This is a genomic window from Sutcliffiella horikoshii (assembly GCF_008180725.1).
In the GTDB taxonomy this organism is placed as follows: Bacteria; Bacillota; Bacilli; order Bacillales; family Bacillaceae_I; genus Sutcliffiella_A; species Sutcliffiella_A horikoshii_B.
The window spans coordinates 107,863-129,978 of record NZ_VTEV01000007.1; the positions used below are offsets into that span (position 1 = coordinate 107,863).

Annotated in this window: 16 protein-coding genes; 8 read left to right on the forward strand and 8 right to left on the reverse strand. The window is 40.7% G+C overall.

Annotation, left to right across the window (positions count from 1 at the left end; translation table 11 throughout):
• The first annotated feature begins 181 nt into the window (after positions 1 to 181).
• From FZC76_RS17365 to FZC76_RS17375, 3 genes are read left to right on the forward strand one after another with little or no spacing between them, the layout of a single operon-like run.
• Entirely contained in the window at positions 182 to 1,708 is a 1,527-nt protein-coding gene (locus tag FZC76_RS17365) for a phytoene desaturase family protein (protein ID WP_148989438.1), read from the forward strand.
• Complete coding sequence (locus FZC76_RS17370) at positions 1,705 to 3,207, forward strand: phytoene desaturase family protein (protein ID WP_148989439.1); 1,503 nt, start codon at positions 1,705 to 1,707, stop codon at positions 3,205 to 3,207. Before FZC76_RS17365 ends, FZC76_RS17370 begins: the two co-directional genes overlap by 4 nt.
• A complete protein-coding gene (locus FZC76_RS17375) occupies positions 3,173 to 4,006 on the forward strand; it encodes a phytoene/squalene synthase family protein (protein WP_148989440.1) in 834 nt (277 codons plus the stop codon). Before FZC76_RS17370 ends, FZC76_RS17375 begins: the two co-directional genes overlap by 35 nt.
• Before the next feature lie 653 nt (positions 4,007 to 4,659).
• Here the strand turns inward: FZC76_RS17375 and FZC76_RS17385 are convergent.
• The 7 genes from FZC76_RS17385 to FZC76_RS17420 all read right to left on the reverse strand — a co-directional run bounded on the left by FZC76_RS17385 (position 4,660) and on the right by FZC76_RS17420 (position 12,746).
• Positions 4,660 to 6,126, reverse strand: a complete 1,467-nt coding sequence (locus FZC76_RS17385; RefSeq protein WP_148989442.1) for a phytoene desaturase family protein — start codon at positions 6,124 to 6,126, stop codon at positions 4,660 to 4,662.
• Positions 6,123 to 7,232, reverse strand: coding sequence for a glycosyltransferase (locus FZC76_RS17390; protein WP_148989443.1), 1,110 nt, complete (start codon positions 7,230 to 7,232; stop codon positions 6,123 to 6,125). The genes FZC76_RS17385 and FZC76_RS17390 overlap by 4 nt, the downstream gene beginning before the upstream one ends.
• Positions 7,233 to 7,260: 28 nt before the next feature.
• Entirely contained in the window at positions 7,261 to 7,926 is a 666-nt protein-coding gene (locus FZC76_RS17395) for a lysophospholipid acyltransferase family protein (protein ID WP_148989444.1), read from the reverse strand.
• A complete protein-coding gene (locus tag FZC76_RS17400) occupies positions 7,895 to 8,686 on the reverse strand; it encodes a carotenoid biosynthesis protein (RefSeq protein WP_262372694.1) in 792 nt (263 codons plus the stop codon). The genes FZC76_RS17395 and FZC76_RS17400 overlap by 32 nt, the downstream gene beginning before the upstream one ends.
• Positions 8,687 to 8,827: 141 nt before the next feature.
• Entirely contained in the window at positions 8,828 to 10,207 is a 1,380-nt protein-coding gene (locus FZC76_RS17405) for an ammonium transporter (protein WP_148989445.1), read from the reverse strand.
• Between the two features lie 24 nt (positions 10,208 to 10,231).
• The gene (locus tag FZC76_RS17410) at positions 10,232 to 10,573 is read right to left on the reverse strand and encodes a P-II family nitrogen regulator (RefSeq protein ID WP_010192088.1); all 342 of its coding nucleotides are present in this window, start codon (positions 10,571 to 10,573) and stop codon (positions 10,232 to 10,234) included.
• A gap of 820 nt (positions 10,574 to 11,393) precedes the next feature.
• Positions 11,394 to 12,746, reverse strand: a complete 1,353-nt coding sequence (locus tag FZC76_RS17420; RefSeq protein WP_148989447.1) for an MATE family efflux transporter — start codon at positions 12,744 to 12,746, stop codon at positions 11,394 to 11,396.
• Positions 12,747 to 12,864: 118 nt separating this feature from the next.
• Between FZC76_RS17420 and FZC76_RS17425 the strand changes: the two genes are divergently transcribed.
• Entirely contained in the window at positions 12,865 to 13,737 is an 873-nt protein-coding gene (locus FZC76_RS17425; protein WP_148989448.1) for an AraC family transcriptional regulator, read from the forward strand.
• 963 nt (positions 13,738 to 14,700) lie between these two features.
• On the opposite strand, the gene FZC76_RS17430 is transcribed toward FZC76_RS17425, so the two are convergent.
• Positions 14,701 to 16,470: an alpha-glycosidase gene (locus FZC76_RS17430; RefSeq protein ID WP_148989449.1), complete on the reverse strand. Its 1,770-nt coding sequence runs from the start codon at positions 16,468 to 16,470 to the stop codon at positions 14,701 to 14,703.
• A gap of 440 nt (positions 16,471 to 16,910) precedes the next feature.
• On the opposite strand from FZC76_RS17430, the gene FZC76_RS17435 reads away from it, so the two are divergent.
• The 4 genes from FZC76_RS17435 to FZC76_RS17450 all read left to right on the forward strand — a co-directional run bounded on the left by FZC76_RS17435 (position 16,911) and on the right by FZC76_RS17450 (position 22,050).
• Positions 16,911 to 18,194, forward strand: coding sequence for a sugar ABC transporter substrate-binding protein (locus tag FZC76_RS17435; protein ID WP_148989450.1), 1,284 nt, complete (start codon positions 16,911 to 16,913; stop codon positions 18,192 to 18,194).
• 81 nt (positions 18,195 to 18,275) lie between these two features.
• Positions 18,276 to 19,568, forward strand: coding sequence for a sugar ABC transporter permease (locus FZC76_RS17440; RefSeq protein ID WP_187442130.1), 1,293 nt, complete (start codon positions 18,276 to 18,278; stop codon positions 19,566 to 19,568).
• A complete protein-coding gene (locus FZC76_RS17445; RefSeq protein WP_148989451.1) occupies positions 19,568 to 20,410 on the forward strand; it encodes a sugar ABC transporter permease in 843 nt (280 codons plus the stop codon). Before FZC76_RS17440 ends, FZC76_RS17445 begins: the two co-directional genes overlap by 1 nt.
• Positions 20,411 to 20,499: 89 nt before the next feature.
• Positions 20,500 to 22,050, forward strand: coding sequence for an alpha-amylase family glycosyl hydrolase (locus tag FZC76_RS17450; protein ID WP_148989564.1), 1,551 nt, complete (start codon positions 20,500 to 20,502; stop codon positions 22,048 to 22,050).
• The last annotated feature ends 66 nt before the right edge of the window (positions 22,051 to 22,116 follow it).

Below are 22,116 nucleotides of genomic sequence, written 5' to 3' on the forward strand. Positions count from 1 at the left end.
GTACAAGCCTCTTATTTCTTGTGCAGTATTTGAAAAAACCATCATCCAAATGCCGTTTCAGCCCGTTTTTACATAGAGAGAGTGTTATTGATTGTAAGGGTATTTAAAAATATGTATAATGTTTGTATAATATTTGTTTAATTATGGAACGGTTTGTTTGGAATGAGGAGGCGTACTTGAAATGAGTAAAAAAATAGTAGTGGTTGGTGCAGGGCCTGGTGGTTTGGCAGCTGCCATGATGCTCTCTGCAAATGGCTATGAAGTAACCGTTATGGAAAAACAACCTTATGTTGGAGGAAGAAATTCTTCGATAAAGTTAGGGGATTTCACTTTCGATATGGGGCCAACATTTTTAAGTATGCCTCATATAGCAGAGGAGATTTTTGAAGAATCAAGACGAAACATGCATGATTACATGGAAATGAAAGAATTGAAAGAAATGTATGAACTTGTTTTTCCAGATAAATCATTTATGGTGACTCGTGATAAGGAGAAAATGAAAGAAACCATTGAACGATATTTTCCTGGGGATGGAGAGGGATATGAACGATTTATGTCTGAAACGGAAAAGCGTATGGACGCCCTTACTCCGATTCTTCAGGGGAAAATGGATCGTTTCTATCATTATTTTCAATGGAAAGTCATCAAAGCGTTGCCCCAGCTCAGCCTTGGCAGCAGTTTGTACGATCAATTAAGTAAATATTTTCAACAAGAACAACTTAAACTTGCATTCACTTTTCAATCAAAATATTTAGGGATGTCCCCGTGGGAATGTCCTGGTGCTTTCTCCATTCTCTCTTGGATGGAACATGCATATGGAATCTATCACCCAATCGGAGGGGTCAATCAACTCTCTGAAAGCATGGCTAAAGTGGTGAAAGAATATGGTGGGAAAATCAACCTTGGTACAGGGGTTAAAAAGCTTTGGTTAGAAGGTCGAAAAGTGAAAGGTGTCATTTTGGAAAATGGTTCAAAAGTGGAAGCGGATGAAGTGGTGGTTAACGGTGATTTCGCCCATGTGATGACCAATTTAGTGGATGACAACGTATTGCAAAAATACAGCAAACGGAAGCTTGAAAAGAAAAAGTATTCTTGCTCCACTTTCATGATTTATCTTGGACTGGACACCATTTATGATCTTCCACACCATAGCATTATTTTTGCGGAAGACTACAAAAAAAATGTAGAAGAGATAACCAAAACAAAAAAACTTTCAAGTGACCCATCCATCTATGTACAGAATGCTTCTGTTACAGATCCTACTTTGGCTCCAAAAGGAAAATCTGCTCTTTATATTCTTGCACCTGTTCCTAACAACTTTAGTGAGATAGATTGGCAGGAGAATAAAGATAAGTTCAGAGAATTAGTCTTTGAGACACTTGAGAAGAAGAGCGGATTTAAAGGGTTGAGGGATCACATACAAGTGGAAAAAATCATTACTCCCTCTGATTGGGAAAAAGAAGTACTCGTCTATAAAGGTGCCACTTTCAACCTTGGTCACCAACTGACTCAAATGATGGTATTGCGCCCGCATAATAAATTTGAAGAACTTGAAAACTGTTGGCTTGTTGGGGGAGGTACGCATCCAGGAAGTGGATTGCCGACCATTCTCGAATCAGCGAGAATTACGACCAGACTATTGCGTGAAAAGCATGAAACACATGCTCAAAAAAGCTTTCAAGCGCAAAGATTGGAGAAGGCTCAATGAGCACGCATATAGCAATTGCAGGCGCAGGTATTGGTGGTATGATTACAGCGCTTCTACTAAAGAAGCAAGGATTTCAAGTTAGCTTATATGAAAAAGAAAAACAAGCAGGAGGTAGGCTTGCTTTTGTCGAAAGGGAAGGGTACCGGATCGATCAAGGTCCAACTATCGTCCTGCTGCCCGATATGCTCAAAGAAATTTTAGCAGAAGCAGGGGTGTCTGAGGATTCTTGGGAACTACTTGGCCTTGACACGCTTTATAGCATTCATTTCAAAGATGGAAAGAAATACACAAAGTATAAAGATAAAAATACACAACTGCAGGAGTTATCAAAGCAATTTCCCGGAGAAGAAGAAGGCTTCAAGCGATATATGACAGATATGAAGAAGAGCTTTGAAGTCGGGAAGGCTTCCTTTCTAGAGAAATCGTTTACGCGAAAACGAGATTTCTGGACGGGGAAAAATCTTAAAACCTTACTTAGGTTAAAAGCTTATCATTCAACCAAAAAATTCGCAGGATCCTATTTCAACGATGAACGTCTCCGAGAAGCGTATTCCCTCCAAGCATTATATATTGGTGGAAATCCTCAAACGGCACCTGCGATGTATAGTTTAATTCCTTACAGTGAGCATGAACATGGCATCCATTATGTAAAGGGAGGCTATGCTTCTCTTGTTGATGTCCTAGTGGAAACCTTGAAAACCAACGGAATACCGTTGCATTTATCCAGTAAGGTGGAAAAAATTCAAAAGAAAAATGGCCGCGTTACATCCATTAAAGTTAATGGTGAGACTATCATAGTGGATGGACTCGTTTGGAATGGTGACTTTCCTGCCTCGGCTGAACACTTCGACGTCCAGAAAAACTATGAACCTTCCTCAGGTTGTGTATTACTATATTTCGGATTGGATGGAAAGTATCAGGATTCGGATGTTCACCAATTTTTCATGGGTGGAAACTTCGAGCAGCATATGAAAGAAGTGTTTCAAGGCAAGAAGGTTCCATCAGATCCTTCATTTTACACATTTAATCCAAGCGTAATCGATTCCACATTGGCACCAGATGGAAAAAGCGTTCTTTACGTCCTGATTCCAGTTCCTTCTGGCAGTCACATAGATTGGAGTAAAGAAAAGTCTTTTATAGACAGAATGATCAAGAGTATTGAACAAAGGGCTTTTCCTGAATTGACAAAAAGAATGGAATGGATGGAAGTAAGAACACCTAATGATGCCGAGCGCGACGGACTGTTTCAAGGTGGCAGCTTCGGTATCGCTCCCAATTTATTTCAATCTGGTGTATTCCGCCCTCAGGCTAAACCGTCTTCTACTCTAGACAATGTTTATGCAACGGGTGCATCTATACACCCAGGTGGTGGTATTCCAATTGTTATGCAAAGCGCTAAACTTGCAGCAAACCAAATTATCCATGATTTTGCCCATCATTCATCTGCAAAGGATGTGAATCTCAATGAACGACTTAATGAAAGCATATCATCATTGTGAATCTATAATTAAAGAACATTCCAAAACATTCTATAAAGCATTTATGCTCCTGCCGAAAGAGAAGAAACAGGCAGTCTGGGCTGTTTATGCGTTTTGTCGACAGGTGGACGATATAGTGGATGAAGGAGTGAATCCAAAAGAAGAGCTTTTTACATTCAAAAGAATGTTTGCTGACTTTCTAGCGGGCGAATTACCTTCAGAAGATCCAATGTGGTTAGCTCTTCAGGATGTGTTCAATAGATACGAGATGGATGTCCAATCCTTCCATGATATGATAGTTGGCCAAGAAATGGACTTATACAAAAAGTTGTACTTTACAGAGGAAGAGGTTTTGCACTATTCCTACCATGTAGCAAGTACAGTTGGTTTGATGCTATTGCCAATCCTTGCTCCTAAGAAAAAAAATGCATTGCGAGAGGATGCTATTGCGCTTGGACAGGCGATGCAGATTACTAATATTCTTCGGGATATCGGAGAAGACCTTGAGCGTGACAGAATTTATATCCCGATTGAAAAGTTGGAAAAAGCCGGCTATTCATTGGATGACTTGAATAAGCACATCGTGAATAACAAATTCATATCGGTGTGGGAAGAGATGGCGAGCAAAGCGGAAAGTCTTTACGAACAAGCGTTGAATACGATTCATCTCTATCCAATGCATTCGCGAACCCCTGTTAAAGGAGCTGCCTATTTATATCGGGCAATACTAGGTTCCATACGCAAAAAAGGATATTCCGTATTCAAGACGAAGCATTATGTTACAAGTGAAGAAAAACAGCAAATCATATCGCAAATGTAAAAACCACAGTCCGATGGGGCTGTGGTTTTAATTAAGGGATTAAAAAGTATAAAGTTCGGTGATTTCCGTTCCAGGTGCTTCGCTTGCCTGCGGGCGGCCCGGAAGCCTTCTTGACTTTCGCCGAAGCCACTGAAAAAGTCATTGATTATAGAGATTATTTTGCCACCGCTGTTGATTTCCGAAAAAGGCTTCGCTTTCCTAGGGGCGCTGCTGGAGCCTCCTCGGCAAGCCTGCGGGGTCTCCACCTAGCGCTATCTCCCTCAGGAGTCTCCGCCTTTTTCTCCAATCACCAGCTAGAAATCATTTAAGTACATGAGATTTCAGTTTTTCAGTAGCTTCTCTGCGCCTCCGGGGTCTCACCTGTCCCTTCCTCCCGCGGGCGTCTGCGCGCCTTCCACTCCAATCAACAAGGTGGCTTCATTCATTTAAGGGTTAATAAAAATCCCTCTAACCGGGTTAAACGCAATTTTCAGCTGTGCATTGGAGCAAATGGCGGAGACTCCAGCGGGGGAGTAACGGTAGCTTGAGACCCCTGAAGCGTTGTGAGGAGGCTCAAGCACCGTCCCGCGGAAAGCGAAGCCATTTGCGGAAAGGAACAGCGGTGATAAACCAAAAACGAATGTCTTATACTAAAAGAACACTTTTTATCAGGTTTATTTTTTCGCTATACTTATCGCATTTGCAACGTTTAGCCCTGATAGGGTGACCATGGGTGAGCCTCCGCCCGGGTGGGTAGAACCGCCAACAAAGTACAGATTAGCAATATCAGCAGATTTGTTCCTTGGTCGGAAAAACGCATCTGTTTTACGGTTGGATGCCATTCCATATAAAGCTCCTCTAAAAGCACCAAAGGAAGTTTCGATATCTTTAGGCGTAATCACCTTTTCAGAGAGCATATTCTCCTTCAGTGATAACCCTCTTTTAGCTAATGTTTCATAAATAAGTTCCTTATAGTCGTAAGCATTCTCATTATGAGGAGATGTTGCCGGTGCATTCACCAATATGAAAAGGTTGTCCCCAATTGGGCTTTTCTCCTTTTCAGTAAAAGAAGAATTACTCAAATAGATGGTGGGATCATTTGCATATGCTTTGTCCTGAAATAAACTGTTAAACTCTTGCTTGTAATCACTAGAAAAATAGACAGTATGATGTAATAGTTCAGAATGCCTCTTCTTCATTTCTGCAAGGACAACAAAGGCAGAGATGGAAGGTTCGAATTTTGCCGCCTTCTTATCTGAAAAATGCGGCCTATCTACTTCTTTTACAAGTTCTGGATAGGCGACAAGTAGATCTGCATTCATCACAACCGTATCTGCAGAATACTGTTCACCACCTTCTGTTGATAGAGAAACAACTTGTTTGTTCTTTACTTCCATACTGGTAACCTTGCAATTAGTATGGATCGAAACTCCAAGTTTTCTTGCTAGTTTTTCGAACCCTTCTGCAATTTTTGTGTTACCGCCTTTTGTATAGTAGACCCCTTCCACAAGCTCCAAATAAGCGATGAGGCCAAATGTTGCAGGAGAGACATACGGCGAGGAGCCGATATAGGTGGCATAGCGGTCAAGGGCTTGGATCACAAAAGGGTTGGTGAAATACTTGCTGTGAAAATGATGCAAGGACTGTAACGGTCGCACCTTGCTAAAGGAATATCCTAAACTTGGAGAGAGATAATCTACAGTTGATGTAAAGGTCCTCCGGAAAAACTGGCTCTTTCCCATCTGATACAAACGTGTGACTTCCTCCAAATATGATGGGTAATTTTTGGCTCCAACCGGGTCGAGCGTTGCAAGCTGGTCTATCATTTTCTCTTGATCAGAACTGAAGTCAAAAACAGTTCCATCTGGTGAAAAATTACGAGTATGTGATTTTAGTTTAATAAATTCAAAATATGAATCGGGATTTTCCCCTGTTTGAGAAATAACTTCCCTGAATACATCTGGCATCGTAATCGTATTTGGTCCAAAATCAAAAGATGCCTCTCCTAACTGAACAGGCATCAGCTTTCCACCTAAGTGGTTGTTTTTTTCCAATAATGTAACAGTGAATCCCTTGTTAGCGAGGCTGATTGCAGAAGATAAACCACCAAGGCCTCCACCTATGACAACGACATTCTTCATTTATAGGCACGCCCCTTCCAAATATAATGTTGTTTCCTCCAAGATTTCCACATGGAAGCGTGCAGAATGACCAAGAAGGCCAATGCGCTTAAAGGCATGAAAAGAAATAAGTATGCTAGCTGTCCTGTCCGAAGGTCGATATATAGCTTTTGCATCCATACAAGTAGCAGAGGCACCAAAAACCAAACTCCATATAGAGGAGAAAGAAGTGCCAAGAATAAAGGAGCAATATAAAACAAGCTGTAAAACAAGGTTAATCCCATTGCCATTAGAGGAGACTTTCCAATGCCGATATAAATATTTTTCAAAAAGCCATTCCAGACCTCTTGATTTGTTTCATACATATGACAGGTTACATATGGAGTGGCATTTATTAATTTCACTTGAAATCCGTGTTCTTTCATCACCCTGGCGAGATGAACATCTTCGACAATGCTAGATTTCACAGAGAAATGTCCTTCTACAAAATCATAGGCGCTTCTTTCAAACAACATGAATGCTCCGTGAGCGGCACTAGCAGGCTTATAGGAGCTATAATTAGCCAAGCCAAGGGGAAGATGAAGCCAGATAACAAAATGTTGCATTGGAACCACTAGCTTGCTTAGCCAGCTTGTAACTGGAAACCGCGGAAATCCCGTTACCAATCCGACTTTCTCATTTTGGAAAAAAGGAAGCATTTTCTCGATGGTATTCTCTTTCAACCGTGCGTCCGCATCTAAAAATAACAAATAATCGCCGTTAGCAGCATGGGAAAGCTGATAGCAGGCATGCACTTTTCCTGCCCAGCCTTTTTTCAAAGGAGCCCCTTGCAGGATAGAGAAGCGGCTATCTTTTATAGTGGAATTAACCGCCAAGGAATAGGTGGAGTCTGAAGAATGATCATCCAATAAGATAAATTCTATATTTGAGTATGTGAGTTTCTTAAAGTTTTCGATTAATTCGAAGACGTTCCGTTCTTCATCACGCATTGGTACCAATATCGATACAAGGGGTGGTATCGTGGATTTCATTGGTTTTGGATAAGCAGGATAAAACAATCCATTGATGATAATCCAGAGGAAAGACAATAATAATCCGGCAGAAAGCAAGATAGCGAATGTTTCCATAACAGTTTTCCTCCTTCAAATTCCATCATTAAAGTATAGATTGATAATGTCCTGTTGTTTGTTGTATTACATCTTGCTTTACTCTATCTAGCAAAAGGGTATAGTGGTCTTCTAAAGATTGATTTTTCTCTTTTGACGAATTGCCTTTTAGTTCTGAGTAATAGATCGGTTCTTCTAGTTTAATATATACTTCAGGTTTCCGTTCACCGGTGAAAGTATAGTAAAGGCATACAGAAACTATCGGAATATCTGTGTTCTTGGTGATGTGCACCGCTCCTGGCAGGAAACCAAGTGGACGAATCTCGAGGTGTCGCTCATCTCCTTGTGGAAAGAGCCACAAAGTTTTTCCGTCTTTTAATCTTTCTTTTGCATAATTCATAGACCGGACAATGTCCTTTGGATTTTCTCTGTTCACCGAAAATGCACCTATTCTACGAAAGAAGGGGAACTCACGAATTCCTTTTTCATGCATCATCACATAGCTCTCCTGCTTGGTGACCACCTGATTCAAATGGAAGACAACCAAAGCGTCCCACCATGTACTGTGATTGACGATATACAAGGAAGGGGACGGGGGGAGGCTTGACTGCTCTCCCATGGCATAATAGATTTCTCTAAAATGAAATCGGAGAAATCGTTTGTTGAACTGGTGAAAGAAATAATCAAACTGTTTGCTTTTTTTTGCTGGAATCATGTAGGAACTCCTTTGATTTCAGTGTAGCCAAATATAATAAAACGGTGGGAATAATCGTTACAGTTAACGCGAGGTAAAGTTCTGCAGTTAGTGCAATCATACAGAACATCCCAATCATTAAACCGTACAATACATACATATTCCTCTCCCAGTAGCGATTTTCCTTTGAAGAAATATTTTTCGAAAGTAATAAAATGACTAGGTGAAACAGGAAAGAAAGACCGAACCAACTGTAAAAGTTAAACATGGGAATGTCGTAGTAAAAGCTTGTTCCTTCCCAAATCCAATACTCCTTAGCTATAAACGCAACAGGATCAATGATAAGATCCAGTACCACAGTAGCAAATGAAGCGAGGATTGCCTTAGTAAGGATAGATGCATGTGGGCTTACCCTGTTTGCCAGCACATGTGACGTGGAAATGACCAATACCCATGCAAAACCGATCGTGATAGGTACATCAAATAACTTCGGTCCGAAATAGGAATTATAATAATAATCGCCAAAAAGAAAACCATATTTCACCCCAAAATGCTCCGCAGCCATTGCTGCAAAAAAGACCATTAAAGTAAAGAAAACTCCTGTAGCACGGTAATTTTTAATAAAATATATGGCACCGAGTGTTCCTGCGGTAACGAGAAAAACGACATTCGCCCATTCCAACCAAGGGGGCAAGAGATCAAAAGTCAACAACACGACACCACATATGTACCATACGATAAAAAAACGAACAATCAGCTTTTCCCACATGTTAATCTTCAACAATATCACCTCTAGGAGGAATTATAGCATTATAGTTTAATGACTGTATAGGTTTTGTATACATGAAAAAGCGATCCAATGGGCTTAGCCATGAATCGCTTTTTTCTAGCTATTAATCATGATAGGCGAAGAGCGAGAAGTTTAAACTTCCTTCGCTTTACGTTTTTGTGTAGTTCCGCCTAAATTGTTCAGGCGATGAACTAAACCAGTACCGAATTCTGGTGCTGAACTATTATCGGAAAAGACCGACTCTCTAAGCTCATAAGCAGAAGAACCGTGTTCGGCAAAATCAAGCCCGGAAATCTCTTCTTCCTTCGTAACACGAATGCTAGTAAAGCGGGTAACAATGAATAGGAATAAGCCAACAGAACCAATGGTCCATGCAGAAACAGCTAATATGCCGATCGCTTGGATGCCTAATTGGGAAACTCCGCCACCGTAAAATAACCCTGTTGAAGTGGAGAATAAACCTACAGCAAGTGTTCCCCAAATACCGCAAACGCCATGAACCGCAATGGCACCAACCGGGTCATCGATTTTTGCTTTACGATCGATGAATGTAACTGCTTCTACTAGAAGAACCCCTGCAACTAAACCAATAATGATGGCTCCAATTGGAGATACATCTCCTGTTCCTGCTGTGATACCAACTAACCCAGCTAATGCGGCGTTCAATGTTAAGGAAGCATCAATGCGCTGATAACGGAATTGCGTATAGAATGCAGAAGCCAGCACGCCGGCAGATGCAGATAGTAAAGTGGTAGTTATAACATGTGGTATCAGGGATGGATCAGCAGCTAACGTGCTACCGCCATTAAATCCAAACCAGCCAAACCATAGGATGAAAACACCAAGTGCCCCAAGTGGGATGTTGTGCCCGGAGATGACATTAACTTTACCGTTTGTATATTTTCCAAGACGTGCTCCTAAAAACTTAACCGCAACAATAGCGCCAAGTGCTCCAGTAAGATGGACGACTGTAGAGCCAGCGAAATCAGTAAATCCTAGCTCTGATAACCAACCGCCACCCCATACCCAATGGCCGACAATTGGATAGATAAGTGCTGTCATAGCGACAGTCAATAGAATATAACTAGATAGCTTCATGCGTTCTGCAACAGCACCAGAGATGATAGTTGCACAAGTTGCCGCGAACATTGCTTGGAAGACGAAGAATCCTATTTGATCTTCGTGACCAGTAAGGAAAAATCCGTCGAGTCCTGTAAAACCACCAACGGAACTACCGAACATAAGGGCATAGCCAATGGCCAGATAGAGTACAGATGCAATCGAGATAGTGAGGAAGTTTTTCATTAAGATATTTAGTGCATTTTTGGAACGGGTAAATCCTGATTCTACCATTGCAAACCCTGCGTGCATAAAAAACACTAATAGTGCTGCTACCATAATCCAAACCATATCAAGGGAGACGCTTAAACCTTCAACCGTAGGTGCTTGCGCATGTGCTGTAGAACTGATTAGTAATCCGCCCGTAACGAGTAATCCTATTTTCTTTTTCATAATTATCATCCTTTCTTATTGAAATTAAATGATGGCAAGCTTTCCGTTTTCTCCTGTGCGGATCCGAATGGCATCTTCCACTGGATAGATAAAAATCTTTCCGTCGCCGACTGTGTTGGTCGAGCATACTTCTTGAATGATTTGGACAATTTCATCTACGTACTCTGATTCCACAACCATTTCCACCTTGACCTTAGGCAAAAGCTTAATTTCAAAAGTATTTCCTCTGAAAAGACCCTGTTGGCCTTTTTGCTGTCCGCAACCTGCAACTTCTGAGACGGTTAAACCGTTGATACCGACTTCTTCCAGCTTTTCGCGAAGAGCACGAAAGGTTTCGGGTCTAACAATGGCTTCCACTTTTTTCATGGTTATCTCTCCTTTAAGTTAATGTTATGTTTCCTAACATCTGTAGTTATGTTTTATATCATATTCTATAATTATGCAGGGTGCAATAGGAATTATCAAAAAATTCAGTCGAAAGCGCTTACTAGTTTGTAAGGAATCCTTACATAGATGAAGAAGAAAACAAAAAAGCCCTTCAAGAGAAGGACTTTTAATAAATTTAGACAGTAGATAACTCTGTTGATTTCCGTTCCAGGCGCTTCGCTTGCCTGCAGGCGGTCCGTGAGCCTCCTCGGTTTGCATCGACGCCACTGAAAAAGTCTATAAATTTAGATGTAGTATAGACCCCGCTGTTGATTTCCGAAAAAGGCTTCGCTTTCCTAGGGGCGCTGCTGGAGCCTCCTCGGCTACGCCTGCGGGGTCTCCACCTCGCGCTATCTCCCTCAGGAGTCTACGCCTTTTTCTCCAATCACCAGCTAGAAATCATTTAGGTACATAAGATTTCAAATTTTCAGTGGCTTCGCTTGCAGCCTGTGGGGTCTCACCTGTCCCTTCCTCCCGCGGGCGTCTGCGGGCCTTCCACTCCAATCAACAAGGTGACCTCATTCATTGAAGGGTTTATCAAAAGGCATCTAAACTAACTGAATGATATTTACGTATAGTTTACGTAATTTTCAGCTGTGGATTGGAGCAAATGGCGGAGACTCCAGCGGGGGAGTAAAGGTAGATTGAGACCCCACAGGCGAAGCCGAGGAGGCTCAAGCACCGTCCCGCGGGAAGCGAAGCCATTTGCGGAAAGGAACAGCGGTGATAACCGGTAACAAAGATTTTTGTAAATAAATCTCTATGAAGCTTTTTCGTGGACGAAGGATTTGGTTACCCAAATGCGGGACTTCCAGCGATATAGCATGATGATGCCACGCAACCACTCATCTAAAATCATCGCAATCCACACACCGACCAAACCAAATCCAAAATGAATGCCCAGCACATAGGAAACAGTAACACTAACACCCCACATTGATAGAATCCCAATATAAACAGGGAATCTTACATCACCTGCTGCACGCAAAGCATTGATTACAACCAAGTTGAATGAACGCCCCGGTTCCAATATCAAGGTAAATAAAATCAGCGTACCTCCAAGTGCAATGATGTCTGGGTTATCTGTAAAGAATCCTAAAAGAGTATCAGAGAAAAATGCGATTGGTATGGCGGTCAAAATAGAGATTAAAATGGCGAGGCGCAAACTTTTTATACAGCGCTTGTATGCCTCTTCTATTTTTCCGGCCCCGATCTGATGACCAATCATTATTTGCGTTCCCTGACTGATGGCTACACTGAATAAAAAAATAAACATCATTAAACTTTGTGCGTACACCTTTGTAGTCAATGCTTCTGTACCAATCATGACGATGAAATAGGTAATCACAATTTGAGATGTATTGTAAGACAAATGCTCTCCGGCTGATGGAATGCCTATTTTCAATAAATTTTTCAGATGGCTTACAGGCAGGCGGAACATTTTCTTAAATGGCAAAGGTTCTTCAATTCTTTTGAAAAGAAGAAAAGTAATGACGATTAATCCTAAAGCCCGGCTTGTTACGGTAGAAATAGCTACCCCTTCCACACCTAGAACGGGGATTCCGAACGGACCAAATATAAATAAATAGTTACCTATAACATTAATGATATTCATTCCAATGGTTACATACATGGCATCCCTAGTGAAACCATAGCTTCTAATGGTAGCACCCATCGTGATGACGAGAGCCTGAACAAAGGAGAAGATCCCGACCATTTTCAGATAAGAATCTGCCTCGGTTAAGAGTTCAGGAGGGAGATCCATCAATAATAAAAGCTTAGAACTGAAAAGGAATACCAAAATACTGATGGCTACACTGAAAATTAGATTTGCTCCGATGGAGACAACCGTAACTTCTGCAGCAATTTCTCTGTTTTTTGATCCAAGATACTGTGCGACCAGGATGGTGGTACCTGTTGCGATGAAACCAAACATAACAATCAACATAAACAAGATTTGATTGGCAACCCCAACGGCTGCAACGGAGTCATCTGAGTACTGACTCAACATTAATATATCTGCATTTCCCATTAGCATGTGAAGTAGGACTTCAATAAAGATCGGCCATGTTAAGGCAAAAAGGGTGAGTTTCTTTGTGTTTGTTTCTTTCATTCATTTACTCCTTTTGATGAATCCGACATAAAACCATTCCTAGTTTAACCGCATTTTATTATAATAGAAAGAGATGATTTCGATACTTATTGGATTTTTACGACTTGAGGTGTAAGGAATGTCAATGATAGCTATGTCCATCCCGCCTTTTCCAACTTTTATAAGGGGTGGGGAATATACATTTAATAAAGGAGAACGACACTTTTCCAGAGTGTTTACCGTTTTTGATCTTTTATATGTGAAAAAAGGTACCTTGTTTATGCAAGAAGGTGACGAACGATTCGTTGTGAAAGAAGGACAATATGTCATATTGGTTCCTGGTGAAAGACACGAAGGATATGCGGATTGCACAGAACAAACCGATTATTTCTGGTTGCATTTTGTTATCCCGGGAAATGAGTATCAGATGGTTGAGGATAAGGAGCTGGATTGGTCCTTTGTTTATAGGAAAGAACCAACATTTACAGAAGTAGGTTATTATCAGTTTCATATTCCGCAGTGGGGTGAAGTGAAAAGAAGAGAGATTGTGGAACAGCAGTTGGAAACGCTTCTTACTACAAGAGACGGGGATGCTCATGTTCCAGATGATTATTTGAAGCAGCAAATTCAATTCTCTGAGTTCATTGTGCAGTTGCAAAAGGAGGCATTCTCGATTCCGAGTGCGACCGAAAAGGTATGTGAGAGTGCAATGAAGTACATTCAAAAAAATTATAAAGAGCCTGTTAATATGAGTGTTTTAAAAGAAGAGTTGAATTTTCACCCCGATTATTTGACTCGTTGCATGCAAAAAACAATCGGAATCAGCCCCATGCAGTATTTAACGCATTACCGGATGCATCATGCCAAAAAGCTTTTGGCGGAAACGGAATATAAAGTCTCTGCCATATCTCGTGATGTGGGCATTGATGATGTCACGTATTTTTCTAAGTTGTTTAAGAAGATGGAGGGCACTACGCCGATGGAATACCGGAGATTGGTGCATCGGAAGTGAAATTGGAAGTGGACTGAATTATCTTTATCTTAGTTTTTGGAAAAGAAGCGTGCTATAAGCCGGAACGCTGGAAGAACCCCCGTCAAAAGTCTAATAGAAGCGTTCTATAAGCCCGATCACCGAAAGAAACACTGTCTATTGTCTAATAGAAGGGTTCTATATGCCGGAACGCTGGAAGAAGCACGGTCAAAAGTCTAATAGAAGCGTTCTATAAGCCCGATCACCGGAAGAAACGCTGTCTATTGTCTAATAGAAGGGTTCTATATGCCGGAACGCTGGAAGAACCCCCGTCAAAAGTCTAATAGAAGCGTTCTATAAGCCCGATCGCCGAAAGAAACACTGTCAATTGTCTAATAGAAGGGTTCTATATGCCGGAACGCTGGAAGAACCCCCGTCAAAAGTCTAATAGAAGCGTTCTATAAGCACGATCACCGGAAGAAACGCTGTCTATTGTCTAATAGAAGGGTTCTATATGCCGGAACGCTGGAAGAAGCACTGTCTATTGTCTAATAGAAGGGTTCTATATGCCGGAACGCTGGAAGAACCCCCGTCAAAAGTCTAATAGAAGCGTTCTATAAGCCCGATCACCGGAAGAAACGCTGTCTATTGTCTAATAGAAGGGTTCTATATGCCGGAACGCTGGAAGAACCCCCGTCAAAAGTCTAATAGAAGCGTTCTATAAGCCCAAACGCCGAAAGAAACACTGTCAATTGTCTAATAGAAGGGTTCTATATGCCGGAACGCTGGAAGAACCCCCGTCAAAAGTCTAATAGAAGCGTTCTATAAGCCCGATCACCGGAAGAAACGCTGTCTATTGTCTAATAGAAGGGTTCTATAAGCCTAAACGCCCTAAACAACAAAACAAAATGTCTAATAGAATTTACTAAGCCAGTAATGCCGCTAATATAGAAAAAGATGTCCGCTAATTTCCTTAGCGGACACCTCAACTTTTACTCTGTAAAATCAATAAGCCAAAATCTGAAACCCATAAGCCGGAAGTTTCAGTTGCAACGCATTAGCGTCAGCTGCAAATGCAAACTCTTCTCCGTTCCAAAGGTCACGTAATACCTTTCCTTCTACACCATCTGGTAATGTGACAATTAAATCCTTGTCGCTATTATTGATCACAAATAGTATTCTTTCCCCGGAGGTATCAGAGACCTTCTCATACATGACATGATTGGTCTCATTATTTGCTTCAATAAAACGGATGTCCCCATGGTTTCCGAATACAGGTAATTCTTTGCGAAGCGCAATTAATTTTTTCACAAATTCAAACATATCACGATCCTGTTTTTCTTCTTCCCACACCATGCACTTGCGGCAACCAGGATCTTGGTCACCTGTCATGCTGAATTCATCTCCATAATAGATGCAGGGAGCGCCGATAAAGGATAATTGGAATAAGAATAATAGCTTCAATTTATCTTTATTTTCTTCACAAATTGTTAAAATACGAGGAGTGTCATGACTGCCTAACAAGTTGAATGCAACTTCATTTACATTAATAGGATAAGAGTGCATCACCTTAGATATGGAATTTGCAAACTCAACTGCCTTGGTTTTGTTTTTCGCAAGATAATCAAGGGTAGCGGTGGTGAATGGATAATTCATGACAGCATCAAACTGGTCACCTTGTAACCAAGGCATAGAATCATGCCAAATCTCACCGAGAATATAGACATCCTCTTTCTCAGCCTTCACAGCCTGACGGAAGTCTCTCCAGAATTGATGGTCCACTTCGTTTGCAACGTCCAATCTCCATCCGTCAATGTCAAACTCCCTTACCCAATAGCGGCCCACTTCTAATAAATATTTCTTTACTTCTGGATGTTCCGTATTAAGCTTAGGCATGTCCGAAACAAAAGCGAATGCATCATAATTTGGTTTAGGTTTCGTCACAACAGGGAAGTCCCAAATGTGGAACCAATCTTTATACTTCGACTTTTCTCCATTCTTCAAGACATCCTGAAACGGTTCCCAAAAGTAGCCACTATGGTTGAACACAGCATCAAGCATAATTTTGATTCCGTTCGCATGACAAACTTGCACAAGTTTCTTGAAAGTTTCTTTGGTGCCGAATTGCGGATCGATTTCCATATAGTCGATTGTGTCATATTTATGGTTGGATCTTGCTTTAAAAATTGGAGTGAAATAAATGCCTGTGATGCCTAATTCCACTAGATGATCGATATGTTCTATAACTCCCTCAAAATCCCCTCCGAAGAAGTTGGTAGTAGAAGGATCTGTGCTTCCCCATGGAAGAGCACCTTTTGGATCGTTTTCTTTATTGCCGTTTCCAAAGCGTTCAGGGAATATTTGATACCAAACTGTATCTTTTACCCATGTTGGAGCTTGAAACACATCAATTTTATTAAGAAATGGAAAACAGAAGTAAAGTCCGCAGTCTTTCGGTTCTTCCTCATAAAAACCTTTTTCATTATAAACGAACGTTTCTTCACCAGATTTCAGGGCAAAGCCGTAGCGCAACCGTCTAAACTCTGGGGAAACTTCTGCGAGCCAATAATCATAAAGCTCATCTGATCCCGTTTTCTTCATTGGTTTCTTTACAGATATCCATTCGCCGTCTTCCCATATATATGGATCACCATGAATCAATTCAACCGTTTCCACATCATCTTTCTTTGTTTGCAGACGGATGTGTAAAGTTGTTTCATTATAGGCGTAGGCAAAATTGTTCTTTGGACGATGAAATATTGCTTCCTTTAGCATATAGCATTCAACCTCTCCTTCATGCAATCGCTTGCATTTATTGCGAAAAAAAATGGTTGAAATGGTTTCATTGCCATTTTATTCAACATAAGGGTATGTCAAAAATGAAACAATGTCAATGAAAAGAGAAAGCTCAATGGAGTTGGGAAGGGAAGGATAAAAAACTTACACTGCAAAAGTCCCGGAATCAATTCCATAAATTCATATATACCAAGGGTTTAAGTCTTTGAAATAATTTAAGTAGTTTCCTAATCTAGCAACATATTAAAGTTTTTTTAAAAAAACAGGTTGTCAATTGGGCGATTACATGTATAATAAAAAGTGAAAGTTGTGCAATCGTTTTCATGAAAAATGTAAGCGTTATATGTTTTCGCTTACATGTTATGCAATCGTTTGTGCATCTTAGTAGAAAGAACATTCAAAATGACGGAGGGGTCAAAATGAAAAAGTTTTTAGCAATGCTTATGGTTGCTGTCCTTACACTAGGCGTACTTGCAGCTTGTGGTCCACAACGTGAAACAGGTAACAACGGTGGTTCAGCAGAAGGCGAAGGTACTACAACTGAGGGTGCAGACAAGCCTGAAAAGTTAACAGTATGGGTTAACGATGATGAGAAACAAAGAGCGGCATTAGATGAAATCTTTGCAGCTTATACAGAAGAAACTGGTATCGAAGTAGAAGCTACTGGTATCTCTATGTTGGATCAAGTAGAAGCACTTGCTCTTGACGGTCCAGCTGGTAACGGTCCAGACGTTTTCTTTGGTCCACATGATCGTCTTGGTGACATCGTTCTTCGTGGTCTAGCAGACCCAATCGACTTAGGAGAAGATGCTTCTCTTTACAGTGAAACTGCTATTAATGCTGTAACAGTTGATGGGGAAACTTATGGAGTACCTCAAGTAATTGAAACTTACGGTATGTTCTACAATAAAGATCTTGTTTCTGCAGAAGAAATTGAAACAATGGAAGGCCTTATGACAGTTGCGAAAGAGCAAACTGACGCTGGTCAAGACAAATATGGATTCTTAATGGAAGCAACTAACTTCTATTTCATCTATCCTTTCTTCGCTGGTAATGGCGGTTATGTATTTAATAACGATGGATCTGGTTTCGACGCTAAAGACATCGGTCTTGCTAACGAAGGCGCTGTAGAAGGTGGAGAACTTGTACAATCTTGGTTCGAAAATGGATACATTCCAAAAGAAATCAATGGCGACATCATGAGTGGTCTTTTCACAGAAGGTAAAGTTGCAACTGTTCTTACAGGTCCTTGGAACATCGCTACTTACAGAGATGCTTTAGGTGACAAATTAGGTACAGCTACACTACCTAAGCTTGAAAATGGTGACGTTCCAAAATCATTCGTTGGTGTAAAAGCTTGGATGTTAAGTTCTTACTCTGAAAATCCAGAGTGGGCAATCGACTTAATGAAGTTCATCACTAACTATGACAATGCAATGAAATACTATCAAGCTGCTGGTGAAATGCCTGCACTACAAGAAGCATTAGATAGCGAAGAAATTGCAAACGATGAAATCATCGGTGCATTCGCAGAGCAAACTCAATATGGTGAGCCAATGCCAAACATTCCACAAATGCAACAAGTTTGGGATCCTATGGGTAGCGCTCTTCAATTCATCGCTAACGGTGACGATGTTGGTGAAGTATTAGAAGAAGCAGTTAAAACAATCGAAGATAATATCGCAGCTAGTGGAGCTGAATAATTACTAACGATTAAACCTGGTGGGTAGACTAATTTGCAACGCTAGTCTACCCACTATATTTCTTTAAGAGGAGGATCTGCTATGTCCGGCACAGCAACTGAAAAAATGCGCTCACACAATCCAACCTTAGCGATGGTCCTTTCCATTATTTTTGCAGGGTTAGGTCAACTTTATAACCGCAGATATGCGAAAGGGATTACATTCATCATCATTGAAGCTGCATTTTTGATTACGTTTTTCGAGTTTCTTAACATTGGTTATTGGGGACTATTCACACTTGGAGAAATTCCTCGAGTAGACCACTCCATCTTTTTATTAATACAAGGACTAATTTCTGTTATTATCACTGTGTTTGCAGTGGCCTTATACTACGTGAATGTAGTGGATGCGAGAAATAATGCAATCGACTTAAAGTTGGGAAAAGAAAAGCCAACTGTAAAAGAAGCGCTTAAGAGCTTCTATGACAATGGATTTCCTTATTTTATGGTCATTCCAGGATTAATCCTGCTTTTATTCATCGTTGTTCTTCCTTTGATGTTCATGGTTTCGTTGGCATTTACGGATTACAACTTATATAATACGCCTCCAAGAGCTTTATTGAGTTGGGTAGGTTTTGAGAACTTTACAAGTCTGGTATCGATTCCACTTTGGAAATCCACATTTGTAAGTGTATTTGCCTGGACGATTGTTTGGACTGTCTGTGCAACAACCGGCCAAATTGCATTAGGACTATTTTTAGCATTGCTAGTTAATGACCCCCGTATTAAATATAAACGCTTTATCCGTACAATTTTGATTTTACCGTGGGCTGTGCCTGCGTTTGTTACAATCTTGATTTTCGCTGCGATGTTTAATGACCGTTTTGGTGCCATTAACCGTGACATCCTAAGTACAATTGGTGTTGCGCTTCCATGGTTGACCGATCCGTTCTATACAAAGATCGCAATCATCATGATTCAAACTTGGTTAGGGTTCCCATTCGTATTCGCATTGTTCACTGGTGTACTTCAAAGTATATCTAAAGACTGGTACGAAGCGGCAGATGTTGATGGAGGAACACGTTTCCAGAAATTCCGTTTCATCACCATGCCACATCTTTTATTCGCAACTGCACCACTTTTAATTATGCAATATGCAGGAAACTTTAATAACTTTAACATCATCTATCTGTTTAATCAGGGTGGTCCTGCTGTGCGTGGTCAAAATGCCGGAGGATCGGATATCTTGATTTCATGGGTTTATAAACTGACATTCGATACGAGTAACTACAACATGGCAGCAGCAATATCGATCATACTCGGACTAATTGTAGCCGGTTTTGCCTTCTTCCAATTCCGTCGTACTCGTTCGTTTAAAGAGGAGGGTAATATTTAATGAACCTAAAAACGAAATCCAAGATCGAAGTATCATTGATCTACTTATTCCTAGGCTTCATGTTCATCATTATTGCCTACCCGCTTTTATGGACTATCGGACTATCCTTGAATCCTGGAACAAGTCTTTATTCCGCATCCATGATTCCGGAAAACTGGTCACTTGAGCACTATGTTTGGTTATTTACAGATCCTCAGAGTGACTACTTGATCTGGTATAAAAATAGTATTCTGGTTGCAGTAGCCAATTCATTTTTCTCTGTATTAGTAACTGCATTTGTCGCTTATGCCTTTTCTAGGTACCGCTTTAGAGGAAGAACGTATGGATTATACGCATTCTTACTATTGCAAATGTTCCCGGCATTAATGGCGATGGTAGCAATCTATATTTTATTGAATATGGTCGGTATGTTAGATACTCTTGTAGGTTTGACGATCGTATATATTGGTGGACAAATTCCATTTAATGCATGGCTTGTAAAAGGGTATTTTGATACGATTCCAAAAGAGTTGGATGAAGCGGCTAGAATGGACGGAGCAGGACATTTTGGAGTTTTCTTTAAAATCATGCTTCCGCTTGCGAAACCGATCTTAGCGGTAGTAGCACTATTTAACTTCATGGCGCCATTTACAGATTTTATTTTGCCACGAATTGTATTAAGAAGTCCTGAAAACTTTACGTTAGCACTAGGATTATTTAACTTTATCAATGATCAATTTGCTAACAACTTCACCCGTTTTGCGGCAGGTTCTATCTTAATTGCCATTCCAATAGCATTGTTATTCTTGTTCCTACAACGCTATTTAATCGCAGGACTAACTGCAGGTGGAACAAAAGGATAAGAATAGTATATAATCGTTTATGGAAAGCAAGGGTTTATTTAACCGTAAGCTGTACTACTAAAACGATTTAAGGGAGGGAAGCGGAATTGATGAAAAGAGTGAAGGGGCTCATTCTCGTTCCGTTTCTTCTTTTTTCTGCATGGTTCGTTCCATCCGTTCAACCTGTTAACGCTGAAAAAGAAGAACACGCATGGCAAGATGAGATTATCTATTTTATTATGATTGACCGATTTAATAATGGTGATACCTCAAACGACTTTGAGGTGAACCGAGATGATCCAAAAGCATACCACGGCGGAGATTTCCGCGGGATTACAGAAAAGCTGGATTACTTAAAGGATATGGGATTTACAGCCCTGTGGCTGACCCCTATCGTTCAAAATGAAGAAAAAGGGTATCACGGTTATTGGACGGAAGATTTCTATAATACAGAAGAACATTTCGGTACCATAGAAGAATTTAAGGATCTAGTGAATGAAGCTCATAAAAGAGACATGAAAATCATTGTGGATCTCGTCGTCAACCACACTGGTTATCAGCATGCATGGCTAAACGAAGAAGAGAAAAAGGATTGGTTCCACCCAAACGAACCTATCCGAAACTGGGATGACCAAGAACAAGTGGAAAATGGTTGGATATACGGTCTTCCTGATTTAAATCAAGAAAATCCCGAAACCAGAGAGTACCTGATTGATATGGCCAAATGGTGGATTGAAGAGACCGACATTGACGGCTACAGATTAGATACCGTCAAACATGTCCCGAAAGATTTCTGGAAAGAATTCACTGAGGAAGTAAAATCGGTGAAAGAAGATTTTTTCCTAATCGGGGAAGTATGGCATGATGACCCTAAATATGTGGCAGGTTATCAAGAAACAGGGATAGATTCGTTTGTGGATTTTCCAACATACAACGAACTTACCCGTGTATTTTCTGGGCCTGATGAATCGTTGACTCGTTTAGATTCACTGTTCAAAAACAAGCAAAACCTATACGACAACCCTTATGTCCTTGGAACCTTCTTGGACAATCATGATGTAGAGCGTTTCACAAGAGCTGCTCTCAAAAAGAAGCAACATCCTCCTACACGCTTGAAGCTGGCATTGACCTATATGTACACAACACCAGGTATACCTATTATGTATTATGGGACCGAAATAGCGCTTGATGGGGGAGAAGACCCAGATAACCGCAGAGATATGAACTTTAGAGTAGACGAGGAACTGATCAATTATATTACAAAGCTGGCAGAACTGCGTAAAACTATGCCAAGCCTAACACATGGTACGTATGAAATGGTTTATGACGATGATGCGATGGCTGTAATAAAACGCGAGTATGAAGGGGAAACCACTTTTATCGCAATCAATAATTCCAGTAAAACGCAAGTAGCTCCAATCGATGCTGAAGTTGTTGGTGAAGATCGTGAACTACGTGGTTCATTGGGAGACGAATTGGTTCGAAATTCTGACGGCAAATACACGATCGGGCTAGATAGAGAAACGGCAGAAATTTATACCGTTAAAGAAGATTCTGGTATTAATGTTGGGTTTGTCAGTGCAATGGCATTGATTTACGGTGGTTTTATTGCTTTTATTGCAGCTGCTGTAATGAGAAGAAAGAAAAAGAACAATAAATAAATGTGCCCATCTCCTCCATTAAGGGGGAAGGTACTATTAATATTGTATGCGTTTCCAATTAATCAA

What these genes read in the sequence shown, in the direction of transcription:
- FZC76_RS17365 (WP_148989438.1), top strand. Translation starts at nt 182, where the DNA reads ATGAGTAAAAAAATAGTAGTGGTTGGTGCAGGGCCTGGTGGTTTGGCA.
- FZC76_RS17370 (WP_148989439.1), top strand. Translation starts at nt 1,705, where the DNA reads ATGAGCACGCATATAGCAATTGCAGGCGCAGGTATTGGTGGTATGATT.
- FZC76_RS17375 (WP_148989440.1), top strand. Translation starts at nt 3,173, where the DNA reads ATGAACGACTTAATGAAAGCATATCATCATTGTGAATCTATAATTAAA.
- FZC76_RS17385 (WP_148989442.1), bottom strand. Translation starts at nt 6,126, where the DNA reads ATGAAGAATGTCGTTGTCATAGGTGGAGGCCTTGGTGGTTTATCTTCT.
- FZC76_RS17390 (WP_148989443.1), bottom strand. Translation starts at nt 7,232, where the DNA reads ATGGAAACATTCGCTATCTTGCTTTCTGCCGGATTATTATTGTCTTTC.
- FZC76_RS17395 (WP_148989444.1), bottom strand. Translation starts at nt 7,926, where the DNA reads ATGATTCCAGCAAAAAAAAGCAAACAGTTTGATTATTTCTTTCACCAG.
- FZC76_RS17405 (WP_148989445.1), bottom strand. Translation starts at nt 10,207, where the DNA reads ATGAAAAAGAAAATAGGATTACTCGTTACGGGCGGATTACTAATCAGT.
- FZC76_RS17410 (WP_010192088.1), bottom strand. Translation starts at nt 10,573, where the DNA reads ATGAAAAAAGTGGAAGCCATTGTTAGACCCGAAACCTTTCGTGCTCTT.
- FZC76_RS17420 (WP_148989447.1), bottom strand. Translation starts at nt 12,746, where the DNA reads ATGAAAGAAACAAACACAAAGAAACTCACCCTTTTTGCCTTAACATGG.
- FZC76_RS17425 (WP_148989448.1), top strand. Translation starts at nt 12,865, where the DNA reads ATGTCAATGATAGCTATGTCCATCCCGCCTTTTCCAACTTTTATAAGG.
- FZC76_RS17430 (WP_148989449.1), bottom strand. Translation starts at nt 16,470, where the DNA reads ATGCTAAAGGAAGCAATATTTCATCGTCCAAAGAACAATTTTGCCTAC.
- FZC76_RS17435 (WP_148989450.1), top strand. Translation starts at nt 16,911, where the DNA reads ATGAAAAAGTTTTTAGCAATGCTTATGGTTGCTGTCCTTACACTAGGC.
- FZC76_RS17440 (WP_187442130.1), top strand. Translation starts at nt 18,276, where the DNA reads ATGTCCGGCACAGCAACTGAAAAAATGCGCTCACACAATCCAACCTTA.
- FZC76_RS17445 (WP_148989451.1), top strand. Translation starts at nt 19,568, where the DNA reads ATGAACCTAAAAACGAAATCCAAGATCGAAGTATCATTGATCTACTTA.
- FZC76_RS17450 (WP_148989564.1), top strand. Translation starts at nt 20,500, where the DNA reads ATGAAAAGAGTGAAGGGGCTCATTCTCGTTCCGTTTCTTCTTTTTTCT.